A 12,266-nucleotide genomic window follows, 5' to 3' on the forward strand; every position below is an offset into this window, starting at 1 on the left:
AGTGTCGAAGGCGTGCTCCGAGGTCGCCGAACAATGATCATTGACGCCATCGCGGCGAGGCTACAATACTCACTCTTGTGAGAATGAGCGTTAGAGACTCGTTCAACGGGAGGGTTCGCCACATGAGAATTGGGCTTACGAGCGCGTCGGGCGTCGCGCTGCTGATCGGGATCGCGGGCCTGTGCGCCCCAGCCTGGGGTCAGGAAAAAACGGCCAACGATCCCTCGACCCAGGTCGAGGAAATCGTCGTCACCGGTTCCAACATCCGGGGCTCGGCGCTGGACGCCGCCCTCCCCGTGGAGGTCTATTCGCAGGAACAGCTTGAAAAGCAGGGTTCGCCGACGGCGCTGGAGTTCGCCAAGAGCCTGACCATCTCGGGACCGACGACCGGCGAGAGCTACTATTTCGGCGGTCCGACCCTGGTCGGCTCCGTGAACTACAATCTGCGCGGCCTGGGGGCCGACAAGACGCTGGTGCTGCTGAACGGTCGGCGGATGAACCAGAACACCGCCAACGTCCCCTCGATCGCTCTTGCCCGCACCGAGATCCTCAAGGACGGCGCGGCGGTGATCTACGGCGCTGACGCCACCGGCGGCGTCGTCAACTTCATCACCCGCGACAAGTTCGTCGGGTTGGAGGCCCAGGCCCAGTACAAGCACATCAAGGGCTCGAAGGGCGACTATTCCGTCGGCGTGATGGGCGGCATCGGCGAGGACCGCGTCAATCTTCTGGTCTCGGCCGAGTACGAGCACCGCTCGCGCCTGAACACGCTGGAGCGCGATTTCACCAAGGCCTCGCTCACCCCGGGGGCCGGCTATAATCCCGCCCCCTGGTCGACCCTGACCAACCTGACGGGTTGGCAGCCGCGCGGTCCCCTGCCCGCCGCGCCCACCGCCACGGACACCGGCGAGTGGGGCGCGAACCTGGGCGGTATCGTCTCCGACTTCACGCCTGCCAGCTGCGCCGCCGTCGGCGGCCGCATGGATAACGCCTACACCTGCGCCTACAACTACATCCCGTACTACCGGCTGGTGGAAAACCAGGACATCTACAGGCTCTACGCCCAGCTGAAGGCGCAGATCACCGACAGCATGAAGTTCCACGCCGACGCCTCCTACGGCAAGGTGGACCTGCCGCAGGTGATGGGTTCGCCGGCCCAGCCTGTGTCGCGCGGTCCGGCCCTGACGACGGGCGCGGTCAACCAGTTCTACGTGCCGATCAGCAACCCGTTCGCGGCTGAATTCGCCACCGCCCACGGCATCGTCGGCGCCTCGGGCTTCACGCCGATCACCTACCGGCTGTTCGGCCACGGCGGTAATCCCTACTATTCCGGCGGCGACGGCTTCGGCGTGGCTGACAAGATCACCAACAAGGTCTGGCGCGTCTCGGCGGGGATAAATGGCGACCTGGGCGACCTCGCGCCGTTCGCCAAGGCGGTCGGCTACGACTTCGCCCTGACCTATAACGACGCCTACAACTACAACACCCACGCCGACACCATCGGCTACCGCGTGCAGGAGGCCCTCAACGGCTTCGGCGGACCCAACTGCCACGCCACCGACCTGGATCCGACCCGCTTCGGCACCCAGAACGCGGCGGCCGCCGGCAAAAACGGCTGCCAGTACTGGAACCCCTTCTCCAGTTCATTCAAGGGCCAGCCGGTGCGCGGCCTGGCCAACCCGAACTACATCGCCGGCCACGAGAACCCCGAGGATCTCTCCCTCTGGATGTTCGACCCGCGCGCCGTGGAGACCAAGAGCAACAACTTCACCGCCGACCTGGTGTTCAACGGCCTGTCGGGCCTGAAGCTGCCCGGCGGCGAGGTGGGCTGGGCGCTCGGCGCCCAGTACCGCTCGTTCGAGAGCCGCCAGATCGTCTCCAGCCCGTTCAACAACGGGACGGTGCAGTGCGAATGGCCCGCCGGCACGACCAGCGCCAACGGACCGGGCTCGCCGAACCTGCCGGCCAATCCGCTGCCGACCAACGATCCGAACTTCCGGGGCTGCACGCCCGACGCGCCGGGCCCGTTCGTCCTGTTCGCGCCGACGCTGCCGGTCCAGGCCGACCAGAGCCAGTACTCGCTGTTCGGCGAATTGCAGGTGCCGCTGTTCTCGACCGTCGACATCCAGCTGGCCGCTCGCAAGGAGAAGTTCTCCAACGACCTCGGCGCCACCGTCTACAAGGTGTCGGGCAAGTGGAACGTCTGGGGCCCGCTGACCCTGCGCGGCTCATACGGCACCAACTACCAGACCCCGCCGCTGGGCGTGACGCCGGGCGCCATCACGGTAGCCGCGCGAACCTATACGGTGGCGGCCAGCAACTGGCTGGCGGCGCAATTCATCACCGACGCCGACCTCAAGCCGGAGACCGCCAAGACGGCCAATATCGGCGCGATCTGGCAGAGCCGGGGCTTCAGCGATGACCACAAGTTCCGCCTGATCGTCGACCACTTCGACATCCGGACCAAGGACCAGATCGGCCAGGTCGCCGACCCGAACCAGATCGCCAGCCTGGTGTTCAACGGCGCCGGCGGCACGATCACCACCTGCGACGTCGCCAAGCAGCCCCTGCTGGCCCGCATCACCTTCAACAGCGGCTGCGCGGTGGGGATGAGCGGCGTGGGGACTTTCTCGGCCGTCTCGACGCGCTACGGCAACGGGCCGGGTCAGACGACCAAGGGCTTCGACATTCAAGCGACCTACGGTCTCCCCGTCGGCCCCGGCGATCTGGACGTCAACCTCACCGCCACCCGGATCACCGAGCTGAAGACCGGTCCCACGACCCTGGACGGCGTGACCATCTCGACGGGCGACGATCGGTTGGGCACGCTGAACTTCGCCACCTTCGCCCAGGCCGCTCCGAAGCTGCGCGCCAACCTCGGCGTCAACTATGCCCTCGGCCGCCAGAACTTCCGCCTCGGCGTCAACTATGTCTCGGCGGTCAAGGACGAGCGGGCCGGCGTGCAGTATGGCGAGGACGGCAAGGCCTGGGTCACCACCGACTTCACCTATCGCCTGCGGCTGGGCGACGACATGGCCGTGACCGCGACGGTCGCGAACATCTTCGATCGCGCCCCGCCGCCGGCCCAGGAAGAGTTCGGCTACGACCCATGGACCGGCAATCCGCTGGGCCGGACCTTCGAGCTGGGCGTCAAAAAGGCTTTCTAGGTAAGGCGTTCCCTGTTCCTACCTCGCGCGGCGGGCGGCCCTGTGTCGTCCGCCGTCCTTCTTTTGGGGACGCCGCCAACCCCATCTTGGCGGGCCTTTACGCCAAATTCGCACATTCTGGTTGATCGTGGGTCATGGCCCATTCGTCCCTTGCACTTTCGGCTTCCCACGCGGGTGACGGCGACGTCCAGACGCGCCTCGAGGTCGCGCGCGGCGCCATCGAAGGCCGCTTCCTGGAAGTTGGCGAGGTGCTCTCGCACGTCGTCGACGGGACCAGCGCCCTGATCACCGCCCTGGACCTGATGCGCGAAGGCCTCGAAGGTCAGGAGGTCGCCGCCGCGACCCGCCAGCTGAGCCAGGCGTCCGAGCAGTTGCGCGAACTGCCCGCCGCCCTGCACGCGCGCCGCGACCGCCTGGGCTGTCTGGTCAGCGCAGGGGACGCCCTGACTGTCTGCATCGAGGACATGCGCCAGCACCTGGCCTACCTCCGGGTCTTCGGCGTCAACATCAAGATCACCTCGGGCGGCATCGCCGCCGCCGGCCCGGAGTTCGCGATCTTCGCCCAGGAAATCTGCGACTGCATCGAGCTGGGCCGCACTCAGCTGGACACCTTCCGCAACGACCTCTCCAGCATGGACGGCGCCCTGCGCGCGGCCCTGGGCCACGAGGACGAGCTGCGCCGCCGCTGCGACGGCCTCCTGCCGGCCGTGCCCGACGCCCTGGTCGGGCAGACCGCGGCCATCGCCGATCACCAGGCCAAGATCGCCCAGATCACCGCCCGCGTCGGCGAGTTGGTCCGCGACGTCCGCAAGAAGATCGGTTCGGCCCTGGCCGCTCTGCAAATCGGCGACATCACCCGCCAGCGTATCGAGCACGTTCAGCATGGCTTGGCCCTGCTGCGAGACTCGGCCCCGGCCAACGCCCTCCCGGCCGAGGCGCGCGCGCGGCTGGACGCCTTCGTGCACCGCCTGCTGGCCGCCCAGCTCCACGCCACGATCGACGACTTCCACCGCGACGTCTCGCGTATCGGTCAGAGCGTCGGCGCCATCGCCGGCGACGCCAGCGAGATCCTGCGTCTCCGCGACCACGCCCAGGGCGGCTCGTCGAACGGCGAAGCCAGCTTTCTGCGCGGCCTGGAGACCAGCGTCGGCGAGGCCTTCGCGCTCGTGGACGACATCGAGGCCGGCGCCCGTCAGGCCGCGGATGTGAGCCGCTCAGCCGCCAATTCCGCTCGCGACCTCGCCGCCCAAATCGAAGCCATCCAGAACATGCGCGCCGACGTGCAGATGATGGCCCTGAACACCACGCTGAAGTGCTCGCGCATCGGCGAGACGGGCAAACCGCTGGGCGTCATCGCCGTCGAGCTGCGCGCCCATGCCGGCCACCTGGAAACCTCGGCCGCACGCACCCTGACGGCGCTGCAGTCGCTTTCGGCCTCGGCCGACGCCGAGCCGCAAGCCGACGGCCAGGATGGCGCGACCAGCGCCGCCCTCGCCTTGCGCGACGCCGTGGGCCGCATCCGCAAGACCGGCGACGCCGTCGAAGGCGGCCTCGTCGACGCCGCCCGACAAGGCGACGAAGTTGTCGATATGCTCCGCCGCGCGGCCGCCCGATTCGACTTTCAGCGCCAGGTCGGCGACCATCTCGACCAGGCCGCAGCCGAACTGGAGAGTCTGTCCGGCGACGTCCGGGTCGACGATCTGATGGGCGCCCTCTCGCCCCTGCTGGCGGATCTGGCCCGCAGCTACACCATGGCCCAGGAGCGCGAAGTCCACGCGGCGCTGACCGCGGGGTTGGATGTGGCGGCGATCGAAGCGCCCGCGGAAGCCGAGACCGTCGAGGACGACGACCTGCTGTTCTAGCGGCTGGACGCCTTCAGGATTTCCTTGGCCAGCGCCTGCAAGGGCGCGATGCGATCGACACAGCCCAGCGCGATGGCTTCCTTGGGCATGCCGAACACCACCGAGGTCGCCTCGTCCTGGGCGATCGTATAGGCGCCGGCTTGTTTCATCTCGTTCATGCCGCGCGCGCCATCGTCACCCATGCCGGTCATGATCACGCCGACCGCGTTGGACCCCGCCGAGCGCGCCGCAGAGCGGAAGAGCACGTCAACCGAGGGCCGGTGGCGGGTGACCAGCGGGCCGTCCTTGACCGAGACGTAGTAGCGGGCGCCGCTGCGCTCCAGGATCGTGTGCTTGTTGCCGGGCGCGATCAGCACTCGGCCGCGAAGCACGGTGTCACCGTCCTCGGCTTCCTTGACGGAGACCGCGCACAGGCCATCCAGTCGCTTGGCGAACGAGGCCGTGAACTTTTCGGGCATGTGCTGGACGATGACGATACCCGGCGAATCCGGCGGCAGGTCTTCCAGCACCGCGCGCAGGGCTTCGGTGCCACCGGTCGAGGCGCCGATGCAGACGATGGCTTCGGTGGTCTTGGCCATGGCCCTTCCCGACGGCGGCGGCAGCATGGCGTCGGCGGTGAGTTTCCTCTCGGGTTCGTGGATCGGGCGCGGCACTGCGACCGGCGGACGTCGAGCGCCGGCGACACGGGCGCTGGCGGCGGCCTTCACCGCGTCGCAGATGCGGATCCGCGACTCCATCAGGGCGTCGGCGACGCCGATCTTCGGCTTCAGCACGATGTCGACCGCGCCGGCCTCAAGGGCCTGCAGCAGGGTCTCGGATCCGGCCTCGATCAACGAGGAGCACATCACCACCGGAATCGGGTGCTGGGCCATCAGCTTGCGCAGGAAGGTGATCCCGTCCATGCGCGGCATCTCGACGTCCAGCGTGATGACGTCGGGGATTTCGTCGCGGATCCGCTTGGCGGCCACGAACGGGTCGGAGGCGACGCCGATCACCTCGATCTGCGGGTCGGACTCCAGCACGGCCGACAAGGTCTGCCGGACGGTGGCGGAGTCGTCAATGATCAGGACACGGATCTTTCCGGGCAAGGGCCTAGCCCTTCTGGAAGACGGTGTTGGCGATCTGCCGCAGCGGCAGATCGATCCCCACGATGGACTCCGAGTGGCCCAGGAACAGGTAGCCGTCGGGCGCTAGGTGGCGGCACAGGCGCTCCAGCACCTTGGCCTGGGTAGACTTGTCGAAATAGATCAGGATGTTGCGGCAGAAGATGATGTCCATCGTGGTTTCGACCGGATAGCGCTCGTCCATCAGGTTGAGACGGCCATAAGCGACCTTGCTGCGCAGTTCGGGAACGATCCGCACCTCGCCGCGCGAGGGGTCCTTGGCGCGCAGCACGTAGCGCTGGCGGCGAGGCATCGAGACCGGTTGGATCATCGATTCCACGAAGCGGCCAGCGATCGCCTGCTGAAGCACCTCGGTGCAGATGTCAGTGCCCAGGATCGAGTAGTCCAGGCCGCGGCGCGCGGAACAGAATTCGTCCAGCACCATCGCCAAGGTATAGGGCTCCGCACCGGTCGAGGCGGCCGCGCTCCAGACGTTGATATGGCGACGCGTCTTGGCCAGCTGCGGCAGGACCGTCTTTTCCATGAAGTCGAAGTGCACCGGCTCTCGAAAGAACTCGGTCTTGTTGGTCGTCACCGCGTCGATCAGGTGGATCGTCTCGGTTTCCAGACCGCCCTCGTCGAAGATGAAGCGGCAATATTCGTTGACGTTGTCGAAGCGATTGACCCGCATTCGGCGGCGTAGACGCCCCTCCAGCATGGTCTTCTTGTTCGACGGCATCTTGATGCCGCTGTAGCCGTGGATGAACTCGGCCAGTCGCGTGAAGTTGCGGGCGCTGAGCGGTTCGCCGGCCGAGGCCGGCTGCAGGGCGAGTGCGGCTTGCGACACTATGGGATCCGATCAGGCGGCTTGAGCGATGTAGGCGGCGTCCTGGCTGGTCAGCAGGCGCGCGAGATCGAAGATGACCACGAAGCCCCCCTTCCCCGAGGCGGCGTCGCGGCGCACGACGCCGCGGATGTAGTCCGAACGCCACGGCACGCCGATGTCGGGCGAGGCTTCGATCTGACCTTCGGCGAACGAGATCACCTCGATCACGCGGTCGGCGACGAGGCCCAGCGACAGGGTGCGGTCCTCTACCGGCACGTCGACCACCAGGATCCGCGTCGCGCCGTCGGGCGGCACGGCGGGGAGACCCAGCTTCAGGCGCAGGTCCAGGGTCGGCGCGCCGCGACCGCGTACGTCGGTCAGGCCCAGCAGATAGGACGGTCCGTCGGGGATGCCGGAAGGCTTGGCGTAGTCGAGGATCTCGCGGACATAGGCCACGGGAACCGCGAAGACCTCGGCGCCGAGCCCCAGGGTGACGAATTGTTCGGTCGCCCCGCTCATCAGGCATATTCCTTGAAATCAGCGTCGCCGTCGTCCGGGCCACCGTTGGTCAGGTCCAGCGCGAAGCCGGCGACGCGGGCCTGCTGGCTCGCCACGGCGTTTCGCGCGGGCTTGCGCGCGGCCGGGGCGGCCGAGCGCTTGGCGGCGACGGGACGCGGCGCGGGCCGACGCGGCGCCGAGCGGTCGGCGGTTTCCGTGCGGAAATAAGAGATCGAGGCCTGCAGTTCCTCGGCCTGGGCGGCGAGCTCCTCCGAGGTGGCCGACATCTCTTCCGAGGCGCTGGCGTTCTGCTGCGTGACCTTGTCTAGTTGCTGGATCGCCTCGTTGATCTGCGAGGAGCCGATATCCTGTTCGCGGCAGGCGGCGCTGATCTCGGCGACCAGTTCGGCGGTCTTGCGGATGTTCGGCACCAAGCTGGTCAGCATCTCGCCGGCCGATTGGGCGGCCTTGACGGTGTCGGACGACACGGCGCTGATCTCCGAGGCGGCGGTCTGCGAGCGCTCGGCCAGCTTGCGCACTTCCGAGGCGACGACCGCGAAGCCACGGCCGTGCTCGCCGGCCCGGGCGGCTTCGACAGCCGCGTTCAGGGCCAGCAGGTCGGTCTGACGGGCGATCTCCTGCACGATGGTGATCTTCTCGGCGATCGTCTGCATGGCGTCGACGGCCTTGTTGACCGCCAGGCCCGAGGTCTCGGCGTCGACGGCCGACTGTCGGGCGATCTTCTCGGTCTGGGCGGCGTTGTCGGCGTTCTGCTTGATGTTGGCCGACATCTCTTCCATCGAGGCCGAGGCCTGCTCGGCGGCCGTGGCCTGCTCGGTGGCGCCCTGGCTCATCTGCTCCGAGGTCGCCGAAAGCTCCTGGCTGCCGGCCGAGACGTTGTCGGAAGCGGCGATGGCGTCGGCGACCACGCCGCGCAGGCGCTCGACCATGCGCTCCAGCGCCAGGCCGAGGGTGTCCTTGTCCGAAAGAGGCTTGGGGCGCACGGTGAGATCGCCGTCGGCGACCTTGTCGGCCAGCGACGCGGTCTCCCGCAGGTTCGCCGTCATTTGGTTGACCGAGTTCACCAGGTCCTTGATCTCGTCATCGGTGTTGACCGCGACGTCCTGGTTCAGGTCGCCGATCGCCACCGCGTCGACGGCCGTGGCGATCTTCTTCAAGCCTGCGCTGATGATCATCGAGATCCAGAACGCACCGGCCACCGCGATCGACACCGCCAAACCAGAGACCACGAGCAGGGTTGTCCGGGCCGCCTCATACGTCTGGTTCGTCGCCTCATCGGCCTCTTTCATCTGAGCGGCCTGCAGTTCGACAAGCTGATTGATCGTCGCCGTCACCTCATCGGCGGCGAGGCGCGCCTTGCCCAGTGAAATCTCAGCCGCCTCCGCATTGCGGTTGGCCAGAGCGAACTGACGGAGCTGATCACTGACCGGCTTGTAAGCCTCCCACTGTCTTTGCAGCTGCGCCCACATGGGCTTGCCTTGTTCGCTGGCCTTGGCGTTGCCCTCGGCGATCATCGCCTCGATCTTGGCGCGGCTGGCCAACGCATCGGCGTCGAACTTCTTGGTCGAGGCCTCGTCGGTGGTCAGCGCCATGTTCTTTTCCCACCGAAGATTGCGCCCCATCTCCCCGTCGATTGCTTGGGCCAGGCTAAGGCGCTTGGCGGGGCCGCTGATCACGTCGCTTATGGCCGTGTTCAACGAACCCATGCGGCTGACACCGACAAAAACAACGGCGGCCATCATGGCTATGAGCACTGCGAACGTCGCAGCCAACTTCAACTTGATTGTCAGTCGCATGGTAGGCCTCGGGATTGTTGCGTTCTGCTTGTGAGGATCAAGCGTATTGCTTGAAATCGGCGTCGTCGGCGTCAGGTCCGCCGTTGGTCAGGTCCAGCGCGAAGCCGGCCACGCGGGCCTGCTGGGCGGCGACCGGACGGGTGGCCGGCTTGGCGGGCGCCTTGCGGACCGCGCTGGTCTGTGCCGGACGCTTGACCGGGGCGGCCTTGCGGACCGGCGCCCGCTGGCCGCCGTGCGCGTCCGTGCGGAAATAAGAGATCGAGGCCTGCAGTTCCTCGGCCTGGGCGGCGAGCTCCTCCGAGGTGGCCGACATCTCTTCCGAGGCGCTGGCGTTCTGCTGCGTGACCTTGTCCAGTTGCTGGATGGCCTCGTTGATCTGCGAGGAGCCGATGTCCTGTTCGCGGCAGGCGGCGCTGATCTCGGCGACCAGTTCGGCGGTCTTGCGGATGTTCGGCACCAGGCTGGTCAGCATCTCGCCGGCCGATTGGGCGGCCTTGACGGTGTCGGACGACACCGCGCTGATCTCCGAGGCGGCGGTCTGCGAGCGCTCGGCCAGCTTGCGCACTTCCGAGGCGACGACCGCGAAGCCACGGCCATGTTCGCCGGCCCGGGCGGCTTCGACAGCCGCGTTCAGGGCCAGCAGGTCGGTCTGACGGGCGATCTCCTGCACGATGGTGATCTTCTCGGCGATCGTCTGCATGGCGTCGACGGCCTTGCTGACGGCTTGGCCCGAGCTTTCCGCGTCGACGGCCGACTGGCGGGCGATCTTCTCGGTCTGGGCGGCGTTGTCGGCGTTCTGCTTGATGTTGGCGGCCATCTCTTCCATCGAGGCCGAAGCCTGTTCGGCGGCGGACGCCTGCTCGGTGGCGCCCTGGCTCATCTGCTCCGAGGTCGCCGAAAGCTCCTGGCTGCCAGCCGAGACATTCTCCGAAGCCGAGATCGCGTCGGCGACCACGCCGCGCAGGCGCTCGATCATGACGTTCACATGGCCCAGCAGGTCGCCGATCTCGTCGCGGGTAGTGACGTCGACCGACTTGGTCAGGTCGCCGTCGGCCACCATCTTCACGGCGTCCGAGGCGCGATTCAGGCCCTTGCTGACGGCCATCGAGATGTAGAGCGCCGCGCCGGCGGCGCCGAGCAGCGAGAGGACCGACAGGCCGATCAGCAGGTTACGTGTGCTGGCGAAATCGCTATCGGCCTTGGCGGTCGCGCTCTCCAGCTGAGCCTTCGACAGCTCGACCAGTTCCTCCACGCGAGCGCCGGCCTCGATCACGGCCTTGCGGCCTTCCCCCATCGACAGGGCGGAGGCCTCGACGTCCCGGTCGGCGGTCGTGAACGCCAGCACGCGGGCGTGGACATCCATCATCTGGTTGAAGGAGTCGCCCAAGGCTTTCCACCTCGGCTTGCCTTCGGCCGTCGCCAGCCCTTCGGCCTTGGTCAGCAGGGCGTCGAACGCCTGACGCTCCTTCTCGATCGAGGCTTCGAGTTTGTTCACTTCCTCGGGCGAGCCGACGAGGATCATGTTCTTCTCGGCGCGCACGACGTTCAACAGGTGGATGTTGAGCTGCTGGGCCGCTTCGAGGCGCGTGGCCGGGCCGTCAACCACGTCGTTGAGAGCCTTGTTCGTCTTGGCCAGATTGGTGATGCCGAAGACGTTGCCGATGAGCAGCAAGGCGATCACGAACCCGAAGGCCAGGCCGAGCTGAAGCTTGATGGTCAGTCGCATGGGAAACTCCGGGCGATCAGCGTTGAGCGGTGTGAAGGGCGGTGACGGGCGCCGACTGTCCTCGGGCGGCGAAGATCTGGCCGAGGTCTGGCAGGACGATCACGTCGCTGTTGCGACGCACCAGGCGGCGGATGAAGTCGGCCCGCCAGCGCATGCCGACGCGCGGAACCTCTTCGGTGGTGTCGGCGACGATCGAGGTCACCTCGTGAACCTTGTCGGCGCGCAGGCCGATCAGGGTCGGCTCGCCGTCCAACGGGTGTTCGATGACGACGATGCGGTTGTCGATCGTGGTCTCGCCAACGGTCATGCCGAAGGCCAGGCGCAGATCGACGAGCGGGATCACCCGGCCGCGGAAGTTGATCACCGCGCCGACGAACGGCGGCGCGCCGGGAACCGGCGTCTCGGGCAGCAGGTCCAGGACCTCGCGCACATAGCCGGCCTCAAGGGCGAAGGTCTCGCCCTGCAGGTCGAAGGTCAGGGCCTCGATGGTGTCTTGTGTCATCGTCTTTCCCCTCACCCCGCCGCGCGCATTTGCGCGTCGTGGCGTTGGCCCAGGCTGACCAGGGCGGCGATGTCCAGGATGAGGGCGACGCCGCCGTCGCCCATGATGGTCGCGCCCGAGAAGGCGCCGACATCGGCGTGGAAGCTGGACAGCGGCTTGATGACCGTCTGGTGGTCGCCGAGGATCTGGTCGACGACCAGGCCCACCCGGTCCTGGCCGGTGGCGACGACGACGATCTTCTGGTGTGGATCGGGCGGGGTTCCCGTCGCGAACTGCTCGCGCAGGCGGATGAACGGCACCAGTTCGTCGCGAAGCGTGATCAGGCTGCGCCCCGTGGAGCGCAGGTCCTGGGTCGGGGTCAGCTCGACGCATTCCTCGACCGTGGCCAGCGGAATGACGTAGCGGCCCGAGCCGACGCGGACCAGCAGGCCGTCGATGATCGCCAGGGTCAGCGGGATGCGCAGCGACACAACCGAACCCTCGCCGGGCGTGCTGGCGATCTCGATCGAGCCGCGCAGGCCCTCGATGGTCTTCTTGACCACGTCCATGCCGACGCCGCGACCCGACAGGTTGGTGATCGCCGCGGCGGTCGAGAAGCCGGGGGCGAAGATCAGCTGCAGCAGCTCGTTGTCGCTCAGCGTCTGACCGGGCTGGATCAGGCCGTTCTCCTCGGCCTTGGCGCGGACGCGGGCGCGGTCGACGCCGCGGCCGTCGTCGGTGATGGTGATCACCACCTCGGCGCCGGACTGGCGGGCGGCCAGCATG

At 67.5% G+C, this 12,266-nt stretch carries 9 protein-coding genes; 2 read left to right on the forward strand and 7 right to left on the reverse strand.

What is annotated here, in order from left to right:
- Window positions 1–122: 122 nt before the first annotated feature.
- Together EIK80_RS20400 and EIK80_RS20405 are read left to right on the forward strand one after the other, a co-directional pair.
- Window positions 123–3,167, forward strand: a complete 3,045-nt coding sequence (locus tag EIK80_RS20400; protein WP_125158843.1) for a TonB-dependent receptor domain-containing protein — start codon at window positions 123–125, stop codon at window positions 3,165–3,167.
- Window positions 3,168–3,301: 134 nt separating this feature from the next.
- Window positions 3,302–5,029 carry a hypothetical protein gene (locus EIK80_RS20405; protein WP_125158844.1) on the forward strand — a complete coding sequence of 576 codons (1,728 nt, stop codon included), beginning with the start codon at window positions 3,302–3,304 and terminating at the stop codon, window positions 5,027–5,029.
- Here the strand turns inward: EIK80_RS20405 and EIK80_RS20410 are convergent.
- The 7 genes from EIK80_RS20410 to EIK80_RS20440 all read right to left on the reverse strand — a co-directional run.
- Window positions 5,026–6,117, reverse strand: a complete 1,092-nt coding sequence (locus tag EIK80_RS20410; protein ID WP_125158845.1) for a chemotaxis response regulator protein-glutamate methylesterase — start codon at window positions 6,115–6,117, stop codon at window positions 5,026–5,028. The two genes, EIK80_RS20405 and EIK80_RS20410, sit on opposite strands and share 4 nt — an antisense overlap.
- Window positions 6,118–6,121: 4 nt before the next feature.
- A complete protein-coding gene (locus EIK80_RS20415) occupies window positions 6,122–6,979 on the reverse strand; it encodes a protein-glutamate O-methyltransferase CheR (protein ID WP_125158846.1) in 858 nt (285 codons plus the stop codon).
- A 12-nt stretch (window positions 6,980–6,991) separates the two neighbouring features.
- Window positions 6,992–7,477 carry a chemotaxis protein CheW gene (locus EIK80_RS20420; RefSeq protein ID WP_125158847.1) on the reverse strand — a complete coding sequence of 162 codons (486 nt, stop codon included), beginning with the start codon at window positions 7,475–7,477 and terminating at the stop codon, window positions 6,992–6,994.
- On the reverse strand, window positions 7,477–9,273 hold the full coding sequence (locus EIK80_RS20425) for a methyl-accepting chemotaxis protein (protein WP_125158848.1): 1,797 nt from the start codon (window positions 9,271–9,273) through the stop codon (window positions 7,477–7,479). The genes EIK80_RS20420 and EIK80_RS20425 overlap by 1 nt, the downstream gene beginning before the upstream one ends.
- A 37-nt stretch (window positions 9,274–9,310) precedes the next feature.
- Window positions 9,311–10,999, reverse strand: a complete 1,689-nt coding sequence (locus EIK80_RS20430; RefSeq protein ID WP_125158849.1) for a methyl-accepting chemotaxis protein — start codon at window positions 10,997–10,999, stop codon at window positions 9,311–9,313.
- A gap of 16 nt (window positions 11,000–11,015) precedes the next feature.
- Window positions 11,016–11,501 (reverse strand): chemotaxis protein CheW, encoded by a 486-nt coding sequence (locus EIK80_RS20435; RefSeq protein ID WP_125158850.1) that lies wholly within the window; start codon window positions 11,499–11,501, stop codon window positions 11,016–11,018.
- A gap of 11 nt (window positions 11,502–11,512) precedes the next feature.
- Window positions 11,513–12,266, reverse strand: a 754-nt coding sequence (locus EIK80_RS20440; protein ID WP_199743560.1) for a chemotaxis protein CheA, incomplete at its 5' end; no start/stop codon positions are given.

Source organism: Caulobacter sp. 602-1 (genome assembly GCF_003931565.1).
Classification (GTDB): domain Bacteria; phylum Pseudomonadota; class Alphaproteobacteria; order Caulobacterales; family Caulobacteraceae; genus Caulobacter.